20 protein-coding genes are annotated in these 17,804 nt (G+C 67.2%); 6 read left to right on the top strand and 14 right to left on the bottom strand.

Translation table 11 applies throughout. The features are described from left to right. Window positions 1-346: 346 nt before the first annotated feature. From Q9K23_RS21550 to Q9K23_RS21525, 6 genes are all read right to left on the bottom strand, one after another. A complete protein-coding gene (locus Q9K23_RS21550) occupies window positions 347-565 on the bottom strand; it encodes a hypothetical protein (protein WP_020794725.1) in 219 nt (72 codons plus the stop codon). 214 nt (window positions 566-779) lie between these two features. Then, on the bottom strand, window positions 780-2,279 hold the full coding sequence (locus tag Q9K23_RS21545; protein ID WP_020794959.1) for an AAA family ATPase: 1,500 nt from the start codon (window positions 2,277-2,279) through the stop codon (window positions 780-782). After that, complete coding sequence (locus Q9K23_RS21540; RefSeq protein WP_020794956.1) at window positions 2,280-2,606, bottom strand: DUF2742 domain-containing protein; 327 nt, start codon at window positions 2,604-2,606, stop codon at window positions 2,280-2,282. After that, complete coding sequence (locus Q9K23_RS21535) at window positions 2,599-2,919, bottom strand: hypothetical protein (RefSeq protein WP_020794958.1); 321 nt, start codon at window positions 2,917-2,919, stop codon at window positions 2,599-2,601. The genes Q9K23_RS21540 and Q9K23_RS21535 overlap by 8 nt, the downstream gene beginning before the upstream one ends. A 2-nt stretch (window positions 2,920-2,921) precedes the next feature. Next, window positions 2,922-3,368: a hypothetical protein gene (locus Q9K23_RS21530; RefSeq protein WP_020794739.1), complete on the bottom strand. Its 447-nt coding sequence runs from the start codon at window positions 3,366-3,368 to the stop codon at window positions 2,922-2,924. Next, the gene (locus Q9K23_RS21525) at window positions 3,365-3,589 is read right to left on the bottom strand and encodes a helix-turn-helix domain-containing protein (RefSeq protein WP_053778622.1); all 225 of its coding nucleotides are present in this window, start codon (window positions 3,587-3,589) and stop codon (window positions 3,365-3,367) included. The genes Q9K23_RS21530 and Q9K23_RS21525 overlap by 4 nt, the downstream gene beginning before the upstream one ends. 108 nt (window positions 3,590-3,697) lie before the next feature. On the opposite strand from Q9K23_RS21525, the gene Q9K23_RS21520 reads away from it, so the two are divergent. Continuing rightward, window positions 3,698-4,264, top strand: coding sequence for a helix-turn-helix transcriptional regulator (locus Q9K23_RS21520; RefSeq protein ID WP_305950273.1), 567 nt, complete (start codon window positions 3,698-3,700; stop codon window positions 4,262-4,264). Next, entirely contained in the window at window positions 4,236-5,417 is a 1,182-nt protein-coding gene (locus Q9K23_RS21515; protein WP_222838396.1) for a site-specific integrase, read from the top strand. The genes Q9K23_RS21520 and Q9K23_RS21515 overlap by 29 nt, the downstream gene beginning before the upstream one ends. Here Q9K23_RS21515 and Q9K23_RS21510 read toward each other — a convergent pair. Further along, window positions 5,414-6,403 carry a class I SAM-dependent methyltransferase gene (locus Q9K23_RS21510; RefSeq protein ID WP_053778642.1) on the bottom strand — a complete coding sequence of 330 codons (990 nt, stop codon included), beginning with the start codon at window positions 6,401-6,403 and terminating at the stop codon, window positions 5,414-5,416. The two genes, Q9K23_RS21515 and Q9K23_RS21510, sit on opposite strands and share 4 nt — an antisense overlap. Before the next feature lie 148 nt (window positions 6,404-6,551). Beyond that, window positions 6,552-7,340: an enoyl-CoA hydratase-related protein gene (locus Q9K23_RS21505; protein ID WP_020794696.1), complete on the bottom strand. Its 789-nt coding sequence runs from the start codon at window positions 7,338-7,340 to the stop codon at window positions 6,552-6,554. A 96-nt stretch (window positions 7,341-7,436) separates the two neighbouring features. Between Q9K23_RS21505 and ligD the strand changes: the two genes are divergently transcribed. Beyond that, window positions 7,437-8,435, top strand: a complete 999-nt coding sequence (gene ligD / locus Q9K23_RS21500) for a non-homologous end-joining DNA ligase (RefSeq protein ID WP_053778643.1) — start codon at window positions 7,437-7,439, stop codon at window positions 8,433-8,435. Window positions 8,436-8,462: 27 nt separating this feature from the next. On the opposite strand, the gene Q9K23_RS21495 is transcribed toward ligD, so the two are convergent. Both Q9K23_RS21495 and Q9K23_RS21490 read right to left on the bottom strand, forming a co-directional pair. Next, window positions 8,463-9,263: an NUDIX domain-containing protein gene (locus tag Q9K23_RS21495; protein WP_053778644.1), complete on the bottom strand. Its 801-nt coding sequence runs from the start codon at window positions 9,261-9,263 to the stop codon at window positions 8,463-8,465. Window positions 9,264-9,378: 115 nt separating this feature from the next. After that, entirely contained in the window at window positions 9,379-10,254 is an 876-nt protein-coding gene (locus Q9K23_RS21490; RefSeq protein WP_053778645.1) for an ABC transporter ATP-binding protein, read from the bottom strand. Window positions 10,255-10,450: 196 nt separating this feature from the next. Here Q9K23_RS21490 and Q9K23_RS21485 point away from each other — a divergent pair, with 196 nt between their 5' ends. After that, window positions 10,451-11,476, top strand: coding sequence for an LLM class flavin-dependent oxidoreductase (locus Q9K23_RS21485; RefSeq protein ID WP_020793433.1), 1,026 nt, complete (start codon window positions 10,451-10,453; stop codon window positions 11,474-11,476). 25 nt (window positions 11,477-11,501) lie between these two features. On the opposite strand, the gene Q9K23_RS21480 is transcribed toward Q9K23_RS21485, so the two are convergent. From Q9K23_RS21480 to ctaD, 4 genes are all read right to left on the bottom strand, one after another. Then, window positions 11,502-11,954, bottom strand: coding sequence for a cupin domain-containing protein (locus Q9K23_RS21480; RefSeq protein ID WP_053778646.1), 453 nt, complete (start codon window positions 11,952-11,954; stop codon window positions 11,502-11,504). Beyond that, on the bottom strand, window positions 11,951-12,781 hold the full coding sequence (locus Q9K23_RS21475; RefSeq protein ID WP_082366111.1) for a peptidyl-tRNA hydrolase: 831 nt from the start codon (window positions 12,779-12,781) through the stop codon (window positions 11,951-11,953). Before Q9K23_RS21475 ends, Q9K23_RS21480 begins: the two co-directional genes overlap by 4 nt. Beyond that, complete coding sequence (gene serB, locus Q9K23_RS21470; protein ID WP_053778647.1) at window positions 12,781-13,995, bottom strand: phosphoserine phosphatase SerB; 1,215 nt, start codon at window positions 13,993-13,995, stop codon at window positions 12,781-12,783. Before serB ends, Q9K23_RS21475 begins: the two co-directional genes overlap by 1 nt. 86 nt (window positions 13,996-14,081) lie before the next feature. After that, window positions 14,082-15,833, bottom strand: a complete 1,752-nt coding sequence (gene ctaD, locus Q9K23_RS21465) for a cytochrome c oxidase subunit I (protein ID WP_053778648.1) — start codon at window positions 15,831-15,833, stop codon at window positions 14,082-14,084. Between the two features lie 285 nt (window positions 15,834-16,118). On the opposite strand from ctaD, the gene Q9K23_RS21460 reads away from it, so the two are divergent. Both Q9K23_RS21460 and Q9K23_RS21455 read left to right on the top strand, forming a co-directional pair. Further along, window positions 16,119-17,156: an ABC transporter substrate-binding protein gene (locus tag Q9K23_RS21460; protein WP_053778649.1), complete on the top strand. Its 1,038-nt coding sequence runs from the start codon at window positions 16,119-16,121 to the stop codon at window positions 17,154-17,156. A gap of 133 nt (window positions 17,157-17,289) precedes the next feature. Further along, window positions 17,290-17,781, top strand: coding sequence for a carbonic anhydrase (locus tag Q9K23_RS21455; RefSeq protein WP_020793060.1), 492 nt, complete (start codon window positions 17,290-17,292; stop codon window positions 17,779-17,781). Window positions 17,782-17,804: the final 23 nt, after the last annotated feature.

Below are 17,804 nucleotides of genomic sequence, written 5' to 3'. Positions count from 1 at the left end.
CGGGTTCTGCGCCTTGCCTTCGGGTCTCTGACCTGCGGCGATGGGTCCTACCCCCCTGGCTCGGCCTCGGCGTGCGTTGCAGGGGCGGCAGACCACGTCGATGTCGCGGAGCCTGATGGGTTTGCCGGTCGCGTGTCGTCGCCATGCTTCGGGACTGTGGTCGGCGGTCAGGTCGGTGGTAGTGCCGCAGTCGGTGCAGAAGCGTTGGAGCTGTCGTGCTTTGCGCGACAGGCGGTTCCATCTGGAGTCGTAGCCTCGGGCGTGGGCTGTCTGCTGGTGGTCGTCGAGTCGATGGTCGGGGCATCGGGATTGGGGCGAGGGTTCGCCGCAGACGAGGCAGGGTTTGTCAGTCACGGGCGGCCTGGCCGATCCGGCGACCGAGTTCACGGTAGAAGTTGTCGATGTGTTCGTGGAGCAGTAGAAGTTCGTCGGCGGTGAGTTCGGCGAGGTGCCCTCGTTGGAGGATGACCAACCTATTGGCGGTGCGAGCCCGTAGGCGTCGTTCCTCGGTCTGTGAGAGGGGCCGAGCGGCCTTGGTGGGCATGTCGCGGGGTGTCGTGGTCATTGGTGTTGCTCTCCTTCAAGTACGTCGTGAATGGTGTCGGCTAAGTGGCGTGCTTGGGCGTCGGTGTAGGTGTGGCCGGCGAAGCTGATGCCACCGCCGACGCGATGGACGATCGGGATGGCGTCGATGGGCCGGTGTCGGTCGCACCACCCGGTGATCGACTTGGTGTTGCGCCCGCATTGGCGGCATGGGCGGCTGGGTCGCTTACGCGGCATCAGGCCCCCATCTTCTTCGTCGCGGCCTTGTGGGCGTTCATGCACTCCGAGCTGCTGGTGTGGTAGCCGTCGCGCTTGTCGTCGTCGTAGATCAGGTAGTCCGAGCAGTAGGCGCAGACGTTGGTTAGCGGCTTGGTGTGGGTCTTGCGTCCGTCGTGCACCACGGTCAGCTCACGCTTGACGGGCGGCTCGGGTACCTGGTGGGCGGGGTCGTCGCACTCGTCGCAGATGTCGGTGGTGGCCGCCTTCGGAAGCTCCAGCTTGCATACCCGGCAATGGGTGGGGCGGGCAGTGGCGACACCAGTCGGGACACTGTTCTGAGCCTTGTCCTCACTGGGTTTTTCCTCAGTGGGGACACCAGTGGAGACATTGCGTTGTGCCTGGTCAGGACCAGTGGGGACAAGTGGGGACACGTTTACTGGGATAGGGGGGTCTCCGCTGTCCCGACTGTCCTCACTGATGACATCACCGTCTACGATCGTTGCCAGCGACCAGAATGTCTTTCGCGGGAATCCGCGTGGGGTCATCTTGACCTTGATCGCGGCGGCCGCTCGGCTGATGGTCTTTGCGCTGACGCCGAGCGCTTTGGCTCCGTCACGTTTGGCGACAGTGCTGTCCATTTCGCCGTTCTCGGTGAGGTAGTCCTCCAGCCAGACTTCAGATTCTTTTCGGTCGCTGGTGTCATCGTCGGGCACCGCAGACCGCCGAGCTTCGTCGACGTTGGTGTCGACATCGCCGGTGAAGATGATCCGGCCTACCTCGTCGATTCCGTGCTCGGGTAGGGAGACGTTTTCAAAGGCGTAGCCAATCGAGCGCGGTGATGGCGACAGGTTGCCCTTCACGTCGGAGATGACGCCCTCGGTCTCTCCATCCTCGCGGTGGAAGGCGAGCACCTGGCGGGGCACGTCGGTCCATTCCGAGGCACCCTTGACTGCATCGCGGGCCTTGCGTTCGCCGTCCTTGCCGAGGTGTGCAATGCCGAGGACTACTGCGTTGAGCCGACCTCCCATATGCTGGATCGGTTCAAGGAACGCTCGCACGTCGTCACCCGAGTTCGCTGACATATTCGAGCTCTTGAACGATGTGAGGGCGTCGAACACCACGAACCTGCATCCGAGGTCAACAAGGCCTTGCTCTAGCCGGTCGAGGTCACGCGGGAGTTGTAGCGACGCTTCGCTGATCGTGCCGTCGTCCATGCGGACCCCGACATCGAGGAACTTGATCAGGTCGAGATCGGCACCAGCGGCGAGCATCTTCGGGGTGATGTGCATGGCTCGGTCTTCCTCGCTGTGAAGCCACGCGACGACCTCTCCGCGTCGGGTTGCCTCGGCGGCCCAGGCTGCGCACGTGGTGCTCTTGCCGGAGTTGCCGCGGCCGGCGGTTAGGGTCAGGCATCCGCGTGGGATCAGGTGGCGTTCCCACCAGTCGACACGAACGGGCTTGACGTTCGACCCGCTGGTCCAGGTGAAGACCCGCGGGTCGTCAGGTTCGTCTGCCATCTAGGAGACCTTCTTTCGTTTCAGGTCAGGGTGTTCGCGGTAGTAGCTGTCGCGGCTGCGGATGCGTTGTGCGACGGTCTTCCAGTCCTTGGATTCGGCGACTGCAAGAGCGGCGTCCTTGAATGCGCGCCGCTGGTCGTCGAGGTGTTGGAGTTCTTGTTCCAGGCACCACCGTGATCCGGCGATCAGCAAGGCGGTGGTCTTGCGGGGGTCGTCGTCGGCGAGTGCACACCATTCCTCGGTGCCCGCGATGATGGTGGTGGTGCGGCCACCCAGGGCCCGGTACAGGAACTCCCGCACCGGACCCCAGGTGATCGGGTCAGTCACCGCGGCGGGCGATCTCGGCCGCCCGCAGGCCGGCCTGGGCGATCGCTAGGCCCAGCCGAACGATGGCGACCGGGTCGGCGAGGTCGACCCCATGCCCGTCGACGTCTCCGATGTAGACGCGCGGGGTCTGGAACCACGCGGATTCGGGGTCGTCCTCACCGTCGGGGCGGAACTTGTAGATGTACACCGCCATAGCCCGGTTGGCATCGGTGAGGATGTCGCCGCCGACGATGAAGTCTTGGGCGAGGATTTCGAGGTACTCGCTGGTGACCGGGAATCGCGCTTCGGTGGCGGCGGCTGTACTGTCAGTCATGTCTACTGCTCCTTCATGTGGGTGGTGGTGAGGCTCTCGACACCGTGTCCGCCAAGACTTTGGGTGTCGGGAGCTTCGTTTTCTCGGTTGATCTCGTCGGCGAGGTCCTTGACCGCGCGGGTCAGCTCTCCCAGCCGGTCTCGGTGTGATGCTGCAGTGGGCGTTTCCTGCAGCACGTCGTGCAGGAGATCGGCGGCCTGGTCGAGCATCCGCTGACGGATGCGCGGGTCGAGCACATCGTCGTCATCCGGGCCGAATCCGCCGGCCTTCTCGATCGCGGCCATCATCCGGTCGGTCATGCCCGCGTCTGGCACCCCCATCTCGATGCCAGTGCTGTCGACGGGATGTGACATTCGCTCACACTGCCGGGTGAACCGGCGCGGCCCCTCGAACTCTTCGGCACCGAGGCCGGCGTCGACTGCAGTGGTGAAGGGGTAGCGGTCTGTCACGCGGCACCACCGCGGGTGGTGGCCTGCTCCTGCTCGGCGAGCCAGGCCTCCACGTCTGCTCGGGCGTAGACGACCTTCTTGCCGACGGTCCAGGACTTGGGCCCCTCGTTCTTGTGGCGGAGGTAGCGCATCGTGCCGGGGTTGAGGAACGGGTACTGCTCACAGAGCTGCTTGGTAGTGAGCACGTCGCGGTACTTAGCAACGATCTCTAGGTCGGTCATTGCTGATGCCTTTCGTCGAAGAAGTGCGTTTATGCAACACCGTTTCAGTGCCGCACTTCTAAAGGTTGGCATTGCTTGGAGCTGCTGTCAAGCAATACGGTTGCTGCTATGAAACAGGAGGGAATCCCCGAGACCTTCGGCAAAGCAGTTCTGCGAGGCCGGACAGACATGGGCATGACGCAACGGGCCCTGGCCCAGAAGATGACGGAGCTGGGCGTCTCGATGGACGCGACAGCAATCACCCGATTGGAGAACAACCAGCGAGAACCCCGGTTCAGCGAAGGTGTAGCACTCTCCCGATTCCTCGGCTTCGACCCATTCCTTTACACACCGAAAGGGTTCACCTACGCCGGACTCGAAGCCAGGACGATAGCTGCGTATTCACGGGCCGCCGACGCGGTTGCTCAGCTTCTAGTCAGCGCCACCGAGACTCTCGGAATGCACCAGTACACGGCCGAAGATGGTGACGAGGTGTCGCGTGAGGAACTGCCCGCAAGGCTCCTTGAGGAAATCCGCCTGCAGACCGAGTTCGACGACGAGCTGTGGGTGGATGGGCATCCTGTAGCGGCCTTCTTGAGTAGTGCCAGGGAGTGGGAGATTGATGGTGCTCGGAAGATCGTGAGCCACCTCTTGCGTCAACTCGGAATTGAGGACGAAGATGGCTCAGAGACGTAATCGCCGCTCGGGTGTCGAGGATCGTTGGCGCAAAGCTGACGGTTCACCGAGCGCCGCTGACGGCAAGGGAAAGCGTTGGCGTGCAAGGTATGTCGACGACCTCGGCCGGGAGCACGCGAAGGGATTCAGCCGCAAGGTCGATGCGCAAGGGTGGCTTGATGAGGTGACTGCCGCCCAGGTGACCGGCAGCTATGTCGATCCCAAGCGCGGTGCTATCACGTTCACCGCGTTCTACTCCCAGTGGTCCAAACGGCAGGTGTGGGTGAAGGGCACGATGGCCGCGATGGATCTCGCCGCGAAGTCGGTGACATTCGGTGACACACCGCTGATCGATCTGCGTCCGTCACACATCGAAGGGTGGGTGAAAGCCATGCAGGACAAGAAGCTTCAGCCGTCGACGATCAAGACCAGGTTCAACAACGTGCGGTCGGTGCTTCGGGCCGCCGAGCGCGACCGCCTGCTGGCGCGCGACCCAGCGCGCAACGTGAAGCTGCCGCGGGTGGTGAAGGGCGAAAAGTCGATACGAATCCCCTCCCCTGCCGAGGTCGGCCAGCTGGTCACATCGAGCGTCGAGCACCACGAGGTGATGCGCGCGTTCGTCGCGGTGGCCGCGTTCGCCGGCCTCCGACTGGGCGAGGTGTGCGGACTCCGAGTGTCAGACGTCGACTTCCTGCGAGGCGAGATCCACGTCGAGCGCCAGAGCCAGCGCGGCGAGATCCGCGCACCTAAGTACGGGAGCGTCCGGACGGTCTACGTGCCAACCGGTCTGATCACCGAGCTCGCCGAGCACGTGCGGAAGTTCTGCCCCGGCGACGATCCGGACCGCTGGTTGTGGGAGAACGCCAAGGGCCCCTGGACGGCCGACGTGGTTGAACCTCGGTTCGCCCGACTCCGCGAGCGGATCGGCCTCGAGGTCACACTTCACGACCTCCGCCACTTCTACGCGAGCGGCCTGATCGCGGCCGGCTGCGACGTGGTGACGGTGCAGCGCGCGATGGGCCACAAGGACGCCACCACCACGCTGAACACGTACAGCCATCTGTGGCCGCGGGCCGAGGACCGGACCCGCAAGGCGTCCGAGCAGATGTTCCGTGAATCTACTGCGGACGCCCTGCGGACGGACCAGGAGGTAAACAGCCCTGACCTGGTCTAACTCTGCTTGGTGCCCGTGACCACGACGTTGTAGAAGAACTTGGGCGGCACGACCTTGCGCAGCACGTTCTCGTCGAGCCAGGTCATCCGCTTCCACCCGCCGAAGGCGAATCCGGCCCAGCCCCAACCCAGCTTCTGCGGCGGGACCGCCGCCTCGAAGGTACGGACCGGCCAGCCGAGCATCGCCGCGGCGAGTTCCTCGGTGGCAGTGGACACCTCGGCCGCACCCGCCGAGCGCGCGATTCCGGCGAGCTCGTCGGGATCGAAGGTGTGGATGTCGACGACGGCCTCGAGAGCGGCGGCACGCGAGGACTCGTCGAGCTCCTCCTGCGGGCGGCGCCACCCCTTGAGCGGACCGAACTTGGTGATGTTGGTGGTCAGATACCAGGTGGCGCGGCTCATCCACCGGGCGTAGAAGTCACCGATCGTCGACGGCTCACCGGCGAACACGAAGCGACCACCGGGCTTGAGCACGCGCAGCACCTCGCGCAGCGACTGCTCCACATCCGGGATGTGGTGCAGCACGGCATGGCCCACCACCAGATCGAAGGTGTTGTCGTCGTAAGGGATCTTCTCGGCGTCGGCCACCCGGCCGTCGACGTCGAGGCCGAGGTTCTCCGCGTTGCGCAGGGCCACCTTGACCATGCCCGGCGAGAGATCGGTGACCGACCCCTTCTTCGCCACCCCCGACTGCATCAGGTTGAGCAGGAAGAACCCGGTGCCACACCCGAGTTCCATGGCCCGCTCGTACGGCAGCTCGACGTCGGCGGCCACGGCGTCGAACCGGCCGCGGGCGTAATCGATGCAGCGCTCGTCGAAGCTGATCGACCACTTCTCGTCGTAGGTCTCGGCCTCCCAGTCGTGGTAGAGCACCTGCGCGAGCTTGGTGTCCTTCAGCGCCGCCTGCACCTGCTCCTCGGTGGCGTGCGGATTGGGTGCCGGATCGTCGATCGGTGTCCCGGCCGACTCGTTCTCGGTCGTCGTCATCGTCTGGTGTTCCTCTCTGGCCGTGTCACGGCGTTTGCGTCAGTGGGGCCCTCCCCGGCCCCGGCGCCGTCTCGGCCCCGCGCTCGGAACGAACCTACCGGTTGTCCGTGCCCCACGGGCCGATCCGTCCCGAATCTCCCGGTCGCGATCAGCGTCCGGTGAAGACGGCCTTGCCCGGTCCGTTCTCGATGAACGACTTCATCCCGATCGCCCGGTCGTCGGTGGCGAACAGCGCCGCGAACAGCTGCTCCTCGATCTTCAGACCGGTGTCGAGGTCGACCCCGAGACCCTGGTCGACGGCCTTCTTGGCCGCGGCCAGCGCCACCGAGGCGGCGTTCCGGAACTGTCCGGCCCACTTGAGTGCGGCGTTGTACACCTCGTCGGGGGCGACGACCTCGTCGACCAGACCGATCTCGAGGGCCTCCGCGGCACCGACGAAGCGGCCGGTGAAGATCATGTCCTTGGCCTTGGACGGCCCGACCAGACGGGCCAGCCGCTGGGTACCGCCACCACCGGGGATCACGCCGAGCAGCGCTTCGGGCACACCGAGTTTCGCATTGTCACCGGCGATCCGGCGATCGGCACCGAGGACCACCTCGAGGCCGCCGCCGAGCGCGTACCCGGTGATCGCGGCAACGGTCGGCTTGGGGATCTCGGAGATCGAACCGAGCGCGCGCTGCAGGCGACCGGCCACCTTCGACATCTCCGCGTAGGTCATGTCGTTCATCTCTTTGATGTCGGCGCCGGCGGCGAGCACCTTGGGGCCGCCGTAGACGACGACGGCCTTGATGTCGTCACGGTCGGTGGTCTCGGCCGCCGCGGCCGCCAGCTCGTCCTGCACCTGCCGGTTCAGTGCGTTCATCGGCGGGCGGTTGAGCAGGATGGTGCCCACGCCGGGATGGTCTTCGGAAGTCTCGAGGGTGACGAACTCAGCCATGAGGGAAGGCTACCGTCTCCGGCGTGGCGGGTGACTGTCGGGTAAGTCGGTGTCACCGCCCTCCACGAGCCCCTCCCGACGCCTACAGTGGCACCCATGAGCCCGGCCCCGGAGTCCTCGTCCGCCGGCGATCCGGTGCTGCTCACGGTCGGTGCGCGGACGGTCAGATTGTCCAGCCCCGACCGCATGTACTTCTCCGAACGCGGCGAGACCAAACTCGACCTGGCGAACTACTACCTCTCGGTGGGCGACGGCATCGTCCGCGCACTCCGCGACCGTCCCTGCATGCTGCATCGCTTCCCCAAGGGCGTCGACGGCAAGAAGGTGCACCAGAAACGCATCCCGGCGGGCGCCCCGGACTGGGTGGAGACCACCGAGCTGTGGTTCCCGCGCTACGGCCGGACCGCCGACGAACTGTGCGTCACCGAGCTGGGCAGCGTGATCTGGGCGGTGCAGATGTCGACGGTGGAGTTCCATCCGTGGAACTCCCGACGCGCCGACCCGGAGTCGCCCGACGAATGGCGCATCGACCTCGACCCCATGCCCGACTGCGACTTCCGCCGCATCCGCCGGGTGGCGTCGGTGGTCCACGAGGTACTCGACGACCTGGGGGTGCGCGGCTTCCCCAAGACCTCCGGGGGCCGCGGACTGCACATCTATGTACGGATCGCACCGGAGTGGGGGTTCGCCGAGGTCCGCCGGGCGGCCCTGGCGTTCGCCCGCGAGGTGGAACGCCGCGCCCCCGACGACGTCACCACCGCCTGGTGGCGCAAGGACCGCGACCCGGCCACGGTGTTCGTCGACTACAACCAGAACACCCGCGACCACACCATGGCCGCGGCCTATTCGGTACGCGGCAACCCCCGCGGCACGGTGTCGGCACCGATCACCTGGGACGAGATCGACGACATCGAACCCGACGACTTCACCATCGCGACCATGCCCGCCCGCTTCGCCGACCTCGGCGACCTGCATGCCGAGATCGACGACGTCGCCCACCGCATCGACACCCTGCTGGAGTGGGCCGACAACGACGACCTCACCGCCGGCGACGGGCATCCGGGAGAACCCGACACCGTCGACCTCGATCGGTGACCCCGCCCCGACCGCTGCGCGGGAAGGTCAGAGACCCAGGTCCTCGGGCACGTTGTCGGCCATGCCGGCGAAGTAGTCGGCCGACCGCTCGAACGAGAGCGAGGTCAGCCGCTCGCCCGAACCCACATCCGGCTGGATCGGATGGATGTCGTGCTCGACGGCCATCAGCGCCTCGACGGTCGCATGTCCGGCGACCTCGGTCAGCTGCGCCCAGGTCGGCGGCAGCAGGAAATGCCGTCCCGCCGACCACGCGTCGAGCGCATCCTGCGCCCCCGCCCACCGGGCCACGTCGGCCTCCGAGGTCGCCCCGTCGGGTTCCTGCCCGGGCGGGACCTGCGCGAGGAAGAAGCGGGTGTCGTATCGCCGGGACTCGTTGACCGGGGTGATCCAGTGCGACAACGGGCGCAGCAGATCGGCCCGTAGCGAAAGTCCTTGTCCGCGTAGGAACTCCGCGAACGACAGGCTCTTGTCGACGAGTGCGGTCCGCTCGGCGCGCAGGGATGCCGGGTCGGGGAACCGCTCCCCCGACGACGCGAGCAACACACCGCATTCCTCGAAGGTCTCGCGCACCGCGGCACACACCAGTGCCTGCGCCAGCTCGGTGGTGGTGGAGAACTGTTCGGCCCACCACGCGGGATCCGGGCCGGTCCAGGCGAGGTCGGCGTCGGCGTCGCGAGGATCGACCCCGCCCCCCGGGAACACCGTCATCCCACCGGCGAACGCCATCTGCTTGACGCGGCGCTGCAAGAACACCTCGATCCCGTTGCCGGAATCGCGGACCAGGACGACGGTCGCCGCATCGCGCAGCGGAGCCGAATGTTCACTCATGAAGGACCTCCTGCCGACACCTCGGGACCGACTGTGTCCCGGGGCACAGACCGACAGTATCGGCGGGACGTGCCACCGCGGTCACCCGGGGTTGACCGGGGCCGTACCGGGGCGCCTACTCCGCGGCCCGCCGGTGCCCGCCCGCACGGCGACTGCGGCGTGCGAAGAACCGGCCGTCGACCTTCGAGAGCGTGATCTGCTGCCGGAACGCCTCGGACAGGTTCTTCGACGTCAGGACCTTGCCGAGCAGCCCCTGCGCCACCACCCCGCCCTCCGACAGCAACAGCGCATGGGTGAAACCGGCCGGGATCTCCTCCACGTGGTGGGTGATCAGCACGATGGCCGGCGAGTCGGGATCGGCTGCCAGCACCGACAGCCGCTCCACCAGTTCCTCACGCCCACCGAGATCGAGACCTGCGGCCGGCTCGTCGAGCAGCAACAGCTCCGGATCGGTCATCAGGGCACGCGAGATGACGACGCGCTTGCGTTCCCCCTCCGACAACGTGCCGAAGGCACGGTCGGCCAGATGTTCGGCACCCATCGACTCCAGCGACTCCAGTGCCTGCGCACGGTCCATCGCGTCGTAGGTCTCACGCCAGCGGCCGATCACCGAGTACCCGGCCGAGATCACCACGTCGGCGACGATCTCGTCGTCGGGGATACGGTCGACCAGCGCGGGACTCGCCACACCGATGCGCGTGGACAGCTCCCGCAGCTCCACCCGGCCGAGCTGCTCGTTGAGCACGAAGGCCACACCCGAGGACGGGTGCACCTCTGCGGCGGCCATCCGCAACAGCGAGGTCTTGCCCGCACCGTTCGGCCCGATGATCACCCACCGCTCGTCCAGTTCGACCTGCCAGTCGATCGGTCCGACGAGGGTGTTGCCGCCCCGGACCAGCGCGACCTCACGGAAGTCGACGAGCAGGTCGGGATCGGAGGTCGGTCGGTCGGTTTCGGCGGGGACGGAATCGCTGGCACTCACGCGATCTATCGTGCCCTACCGGCAGCGGTCCGGGGCACCGGGACACGGCAACCGCCCCCGGTCACGACAGAGTTCATCATGTCAAACGGCAAGGCTGCCAAACGACCACGCCGACAACGGCTTCGACAGCGTCTCGCGCGGCGTGCGATAGATCACCGACCGGTCGCCGCGGAATATCGGCGCCATGACCGGCCTTGAGGACTACATGGCCTTTCCACTGTCGATCCTCGACCTCGCCCAGGTGGGCCGGTCCCAGACCGTCACCGAATCGTTGTCGGCGTCCACCGATATGGCGATGCGCGCCGAGGACTGGGGTTATCACCGGATCTGGTACGCCGAGCACCACAACATGTCGACCATCGCGTCGTCGGCACCGGCGGTGCTCATCGCCCACGTCGCCGCCCACACCTCCCGCATCCGGCTCGGCGCCGGCGGGGTGATGCTGCCCAACCACGCACCGCTCACCATCGCCGAACAGTTCGGCACCCTCGCCGAACTGCATCCCGGCCGCATCGACCTGGGTCTGGGCCGCGCACCCGGCAGCGACCAGCGGACCTTTTCCGCCCTCCGCCGCGACATCGCCTCGGCCGACCGCTTCCCCAACGACGTCCTGGAACTGCAGGGATACCTCGGTGACTCCACCCGCGTCACCGGGGTCGACGCCACCCCCGGGCGCGGCACCGACGTCCCGCTCTACATCCTCGGGTCGTCGCTGTTCGGTGCTCAGCTGGCGGCCGCACTGGGTCTGCCCTATGCATTCGCGTCGCACTTCGCACCGGCCGCACTCGAGCAGGCGGTCGCGATCTATCGGGAGAAGTTCCAGCCGTCCGAGCAGCTCGCCGAACCGTATGTGATCGCCGGCGCCGGGGTCATCGTCGACGAGGACGCCGATGTCGCACGCGCACAGCTACATCAGGCCAAACGTGCCCGGGTCACCGCACTGTTCGGTCGCGACGGTCGCACGTTCACCGACGAGGAGGCCGACGCGGTGCTGTCGATGCCGCAGGGTCGCCAGATCGAGGAGATGCTGACCTACTGCGGGGTGGGCACCCCCGACGAGGTGCGCGACTACCTCGACTGGTTCGCCGGACATGCCGACGCCGACGAGGTGATCGTCGCTTCGCTCGCCCCGGATCGTGATGTCTGGCTGCGGACGCTGGAGCATCTCGCGCCGGCGACTGCACCGTCGGGACCGACCGCCCGGCCGGAGGCCTCCACCGTCAGGGGCTGACGAGCACGGCGTAGGCGAATTCGGTTCAGGCGAGCCGGAAGTCGGCGAAGTCGAACCCCGGCACCACGATGCAGCTGACCAGCGAGGCCTCGTCGCCGCCGCACCGGGCACGCTGCCAGTTGCCGGGCGGGACGAGTGCCTGGGGCTGCTGTCCCGCCTCGACCAGCGGGCCCACCTGCACGGTCTGCGGCATCGACGACGGCGTGTCCGCGTCACCGCCGAGATCGAGTTCGACCGGAGCGCCGCGATGATGCAGCCACAGTTCGGCGCCGCGCACGGTGTGCCACGCCGATTCCTCGCCGGGCAACAGGAGGAACAGGATCGCGGTACCGGCAGCCCGTGACGCCCCATAGCCGGGCAGTACATCGGCGGGCACGGTGATGTCGCTGCGCCAGGTCTCCCGGTACCAGCCACCCTCGGGATGGGCGGTCAGCCCCATCCCCTGCGCCCATGCGGGCAGATCCGCCGCGGTACTCATGCGAAATCCTCACGTGCCGCGATGTTCTCGGCGATCACGGTGACCGATCCGGGTGCGATCTCGGTGAAACCGGCATCCCGCACGGCGATCGCCTGCCCGGTCGCGTCGGCACCCAGCAGCCGCTGCCACCCGGCCTCGTCGGCCTGGCACACCTGTAGCGGGCACCCCGCGTCACGCCACCGCCGGGCGGCCGCGGCGTCGAGCAGCCGGACCGCGAGCATCGACGCATGCCCGACCTGCGCGGCCAGCTTGCCGACCGTCATCTCCAGGGTCGGGTTGACCCACAGGCAGATGCCGGGACCCTCGGGCGCCGTCGGCAACTCGCCGTCGACGTCGGTGCCGCCGATCTGCAGCCGGGAGATCCGCTTGTCCACCTCGCCGACCCGACCCGGTACGAAGGCCCGGGCCTGGGCATCACCCGACTGTGCGGTGACACCCCAGACCTCCTGTGCCGCAGCCCATTGTCCGGCTCGCGCACGCCGCGAGATCTTGCGGATGCGGGCATCGCACCAGGCGTCCATCGGTGCCGCCCACGGGCCGTCGCCGCCGGCGCGGTCGTCCAGGCACAGCAGGGCGACCGCGCGGGCGGCCGCGGTGAGCAGCTCGGTGCGGTCCGGTGGAGACGCCTTCTCGATCCGCAGCACCATCTGCATGGCGAGGACGTCGGCGGGCTCCTCCGGGTCGTCGGCGCCGCCGACGTACCGGGTCAGACGACGGTAGTCGTCCCCGAACCGATGATCATCCGTGAGCGCAGCAGAATGCACACCTTGCGCGTCCACGCCGTCAGGCGAAGACACCGCGGCATCGGCCTCCTCGGGCATGGTCATTACAGTGGTACGCGACGCAGCACACCGTCGGCCGCGTCGGCGGCCTCGATCTCGTCGCGGGTCACGCCGAGGATGAACAGCACCGCATCCAGGAACGGATAGTTCAGGGCGGCGTCGGCCACCTCCCGCAGCGCGGGTTTGGCGTTGAACGCGATGCCCAGCCCCGCCACCGACAACATGTCGATGTCGTTGGCACCGTCGCCGACGGCGATGGTCTGCTCCATCGGCACCCCGACCTCGTCGGCGAACATGCGCAGCGCACTCGCCTTTCCGGGGCGGTCGATGATCTCGCCGATCACCTTGCCGGTGAGCTTCCCGTCGACCACCTCGAGGGTGTTGGCGCGTACGAAGTCCAGTTCGAGTTCGTGTGCCAGCCCGTCGATGACCTGCCGGAAGCCGCCGGAGACCACTCCGCAGTGGTAGCCGAGGCGATGCAGGGTACGGATCGTGGTGCGGGCACCGGGAGTCAGCTGCAGGGACGCGGCCACCTCGTCGAGCACGGCGGCGTCGAGCCCGGCCAGGGCCGCGACCCGCTGATGCAGCGACTGCGCGAAATCCAGCTCTCCGCGCATCGCGGCCTCGGTGACCGCGGCCACCTCGGCCTCGCGACCGGCGTGGGCGGCGAGCATCTCGATGACCTCACCCTGGATGAGGGTGGAGTCGACGTCGAAGACGATGAGCCGTTTGGCGCGGCGCGCCAGGCCACCGTGTTCGACGGCGATGTCGATCGCGTGGTGCGAGGCGACCTCGGCCAGCCCCTTGCGCAGGGCGGCGTCGGCGGCCACGTTGTCGCGGCCGGCGACACTGACCATGAGTTCGAGACCGGTCAGCGGGTAGTCGGCGACGCCACGGATGGAGTCGATGTTGCCGCCTTGCCCGGCCAGTTCGGCGGCCACCGCACTGAACGCGCGGGCGGTCACCGGACTGCCGAGGATCACCACGGCATGACTGGACGGCCGGTGTCCGTCGGTCTGGGCGTTCACCTCGACGGTGACGGCCATACCGATCGACGACATCGCCTGCTCGATCACGTCCTGGACCCGTTCGGGGTCACCGGTCGCGGCGACGAGCACACCGAGAGTGAGTTGATCGTGGATCACCACCTGCTCGACGTCGAGCAGGCTGACCTGCTGTCCGGCGAGCGCGCCCATCAGCACCGACGTCACACCGGGTTTGTCCGGCCCGGTGACGGTGATGAGGAGGGTGGTCTTCACGACTGCACCCGGAGCGGACGATGCCGATCCGGGTGCAGACGTGGTGTGGGATTCCGGGGAATGTGCCACCAATGTTCAGCCGCGACTCAGGCGTCTGCCTCGTGACGGCCCGCACCGGCCGCGACCGGTGCGTGGTCACCACCGTTGTGGCCTGGACCCACGTGTGCTTCGGCACGCATCCGATCGATCATGTGCGGATAGTGCAACTCGAACGCCGGACGCTCCGAACGGATTCGGGGCAGCTCGGTGAAGTTGTGGCGCGGCGGCGGGCAGCTGGTGGCCCACTCGAGCGAGTTGCCGAAGCCCCACGGATCGTCGACGGTCACGACCTCGCCGTAGCGGTAGCTCTTGAAGACGTTCCACAGGAACGGCAGGGTCGACAGGCCGAGGATGAACGCACCGGTCGTGGACACGATGTTCAGCGTGGTGAACCCGTCCGACGGCAGGTAGTCGGCGTACCGACGCGGCATACCCTCGTTACCCAGCCAGTGCTGCACCAGGAAGGTGGTGTGGAAGCCGATGAAGGTCAGCCAGAAGTGCCACTTGCCGAGGCGCTCGTCGAGCATGCGTCCGGTCATCTTGGGGAACCAGAAGTACACGCCGGCGTAGGTCGCGAACACGATGGTGCCGAAGAGCACGTAGTGGAAGTGGGCGACGACGAAGTAGCTGTCGGACAGGTGGAAGTCCAGCGGCGGGCTGGCGAGCAGGACACCGGTCAGACCACCGAACAGGAAGGTGACGATGAAGCCCACCGAGAACAGCATCGGTGTCTCGAACGTCATATGACCTCTCCACATCGTTCCGATCCAGTTGAAGAACTTCACACCGGTCGGGACCGCGATCAAGAAGGTCATGAAGGAGAAGAACGGGAGCAGAACGGCACCGGTCACGTACATGTGGTGCGCCCACACGGCCACCGACAGGGCGGCGATCGCCAGGGTCGCGTAGACCAGACCGGAGTAACCGAAGATCGGCTTGCGTGCGAAGACCGGGAAGATCTCCGAGACGATGCCGAAGAACGGCAGCGCGATGACGTACACCTCGGGGTGACCGAAGAACCAGAACAGGTGCTGCCAGAGGATGACGCCACCGTTGGCCGGGTCGTAGAGGTGTGCACCGAACTGACGGTCGACCTCGAGGCCGAGCAGCGCCGCGGTCAGCAGCGGGAAGATCAGCAGGATCAGCACGGTGGTCACCAGGATGTTCCAGGTGAAGATCGGCATGCGGAACATCGTCATACCGGGCGCACGCAGGCAGACCACGGTGGTGACCATGTTGACGCCACCGAGGATGGTGCCGAGGCCCGAGACGCCGAGGCCCATGATCCAGAGGTCACCGCCGACGCCGGGCGAGTGGATCGCGTCGGTCAGCGGGGTGTAGGCGGTCCAGCCGAAGTCGGCGGCGCCACCGGGGGTGATGAAGCCGGCCAGGGCGACGGTCGAACCGAACACGAACAGCCAGAAGCCGAAGGCGTTGAGGCGCGGAAACGCCACGTCCGGTGCACCGATCTGCAGCGGCAGGACGAAGTTGGCGAAGCCGATCACGATCGGGGTCGCGTACATCAGCAGCATCACCGTGCCGTGCATGGTGAACAGCTGGTTGAACTGCTCCGTCGACAGGAACTGCATTCCCGGGTGGGCGAGCTCGGCGCGCATCAGCAGCGCCATCAGGCCACCGATCAAGAAGAACGCGAAGCACGCGACGATGTACATCATGCCGATCAGCTTGTGATCGGTCGTGGTGATCAGCTTGTAGATGAACGATCCCTTGGGCTGATAGCGCTCCGGGAATGGTCGCACTGGTGCCACTTGCGTGGCTGGCTGGTCTACCGCAGTCACAGATCCTCCTCTTGCCCGACCGGATCGGGACGCCTATTCCCGGGTCGGCACATGAAACAACCGAGCGCTGGTTACCGATCCTAAACCCTTCCCCCCGCCCCGGCCGAACGGGTCCTACGATCTGTCGTACTCAATTTTCCGTGCACCTCGTCAGGCCAGGTCAGGACCGGTGCCCGGGTGCGCCACGCCGTGCCGGAACGGCCTGTCGGGTGCTCCCGGAGGACGCATCGCACCGTCACGCCGAGGCACCACGGTCACCGACGGCTCCCCTGCTAGGTTGTCCACGTGCAGGACGGTGGCGAGAAGCAGGGTGCGACGGGCATGCGACGCGGTGGCAGGACAGGTCGCGGACGTGCGGTGCTCGTGACCGCGGGGGCGGCATGCGCCGTTGCGCTGGCGCTGAGCGGATGCTCCGACGAGCAGACCGCACTGACCACCCCGGACGGCAAGACCATCTCCACCTCCACCACCCGGGTGGCCGAGGTCAACATCGTCTCCGCCGACCGTGACTACGCGCGCACGTGCCTGGCACCGACCGCGGTGGACGATGCCCGCGCCGATGCCGCCCGGATCGTCGTCACCGATCCGGCACTGCTCGACGACCTGTGTGCGCTCGGCCTGGGCCCGCGGGTCACCGCGGTGACCGCCGCACCCGGGTCGATCCCGGCCTATCTCGGGCCGCAGCTGACGGCGGTGCCCACGATCGGCACCTCCCCCGACGCCGCGGCGGTGCGCTCGGCAGCACCCGATCTGGTGCTGACCACCGCGCAGACCGCCGGATCCGCCGGTGCGTTCACCGGCACCCGGTCGGTGACCATCCCGGCCGGCGACTGGCGGTCCCGGTTCCAGTCGGTCGCCGACGCCGTCGGCCGGTCCGACGAGGCCAGGCGGCTGCTGGGCGAGTTCGACACCGAGGCCACCAAGACCGGTCGCCGGATGGATGCCGCGCACACCCAGGTCTCGCTGGTGCGGTTCACCGCCGACGCCGAGAAGATCGCCGGTACCGGCAGCTTCGCCGGCCAGATCCTGGCGCAGGTCGGGGTGCAGCGTCCGGCATCGCAGCGTGGCGCGGAGGGCTTCACCGTCACCGACGCCGACTTCACCGACGCCGACGCCGACCTCATCTATGTGAGCTTCGAGGGCGAGGGCGGACTCGAACACGGCAAACAGGTGCTGCTCAGCGACCGCTGGCTGGACATGGGCGCACCCACCTGGAAGCGCGTGCTGTCGGTGGACGACGAGGTCTGGTACGGCGGCGACGGGCTCGCCGCGGCATGGCTGGTGCTCAACGACATCAAGGGATCGTTGAACGGCAACTCCTGAGTCCGGGTGCCGGCCTCACCACCGGTGACCGGACCAATGGCCCGACGCGCATGAATCGGCCGGGCACGCCAGCATTGTGGTCCCGGCGAATCCAACCCTCACCGGACCCCGCCCGGCTCGGCACGGTGGAACCATGACCGTCACCGACGAATACCTGGCCAACAACGCCGAATACGCCACGACCTTCACCGGTCCCCTCCCCCTGCCGCCGAGCCGCCACGTCGCCGTCGTGGCATGCATGGACGCACGCCTCGACGTCTACCGCATCCTCGGTCTCGCCGACGGTGAGGCGCACGTCATCCGCAATGCGGGCGGCGTCGTCACCGACGACGAGATCCGATCACTGGCGATCAGCCAACGTCTGCTCGGCACCACCGAGATCATCCTGATCCACCACACCGACTGCGGCATGCTCACCTTCACCGACGATGCCTTCAAGCGGGAGATCCAGAACGAGACCGGACAGAAGCCGGCCTGGTCGGCCGAGTCGTTCCCCGACGTCGACGAGGACGTGCGACAGTCGCTGACCCGGATCCGCACCAGCCCGTTCATCACCAAGACCAGTTCGCTGCGCGGCTTCGTCTTCGACGTGGCCACCGGCAGGCTGAACGAGGTCGCCGGCTAGGACGACGCGGCCTGGCGGCGGCC

Origin of the sequence: Gordonia sp. NB41Y, assembly GCF_030718915.1 — a bacterium.
Taxonomy (GTDB): domain Bacteria; phylum Actinomycetota; class Actinomycetes; order Mycobacteriales; family Mycobacteriaceae; genus Gordonia; species Gordonia desulfuricans.
Note: the sequence above shows the minus strand (reverse complement) of the source record. Positions and strands in the feature narration are given on the sequence as shown.

Coding starts and splice junctions, on each gene's coding strand:
- Q9K23_RS21550 (WP_020794725.1), bottom strand. CDS start 565: ATGACCACGACACCCCGCGACATGCCCACCAAGGCCGCTCGGCCCCTC.
- Q9K23_RS21545 (WP_020794959.1), bottom strand. CDS start 2,279: ATGGCAGACGAACCTGACGACCCGCGGGTCTTCACCTGGACCAGCGGG.
- Q9K23_RS21535 (WP_020794958.1), bottom strand. CDS start 2,919: ATGACTGACAGTACAGCCGCCGCCACCGAAGCGCGATTCCCGGTCACC.
- Q9K23_RS21525 (WP_053778622.1), bottom strand. CDS start 3,589: ATGACCGACCTAGAGATCGTTGCTAAGTACCGCGACGTGCTCACTACC.
- Q9K23_RS21520 (WP_305950273.1), top strand. CDS start 3,698: ATGAAACAGGAGGGAATCCCCGAGACCTTCGGCAAAGCAGTTCTGCGA.
- Q9K23_RS21510 (WP_053778642.1), bottom strand. CDS start 6,403: ATGACGACGACCGAGAACGAGTCGGCCGGGACACCGATCGACGATCCG.
- Q9K23_RS21505 (WP_020794696.1), bottom strand. CDS start 7,340: ATGGCTGAGTTCGTCACCCTCGAGACTTCCGAAGACCATCCCGGCGTG.
- ligD (WP_053778643.1), top strand. CDS start 7,437: ATGAGCCCGGCCCCGGAGTCCTCGTCCGCCGGCGATCCGGTGCTGCTC.
- Q9K23_RS21495 (WP_053778644.1), bottom strand. CDS start 9,263: ATGAGTGAACATTCGGCTCCGCTGCGCGATGCGGCGACCGTCGTCCTG.
- Q9K23_RS21485 (WP_020793433.1), top strand. CDS start 10,451: ATGGCCTTTCCACTGTCGATCCTCGACCTCGCCCAGGTGGGCCGGTCC.
- Q9K23_RS21480 (WP_053778646.1), bottom strand. CDS start 11,954: ATGAGTACCGCGGCGGATCTGCCCGCATGGGCGCAGGGGATGGGGCTG.
- Q9K23_RS21475 (WP_082366111.1), bottom strand. CDS start 12,781: ATGACCATGCCCGAGGAGGCCGATGCCGCGGTGTCTTCGCCTGACGGC.
- Q9K23_RS21455 (WP_020793060.1), top strand. CDS start 17,290: ATGACCGTCACCGACGAATACCTGGCCAACAACGCCGAATACGCCACG.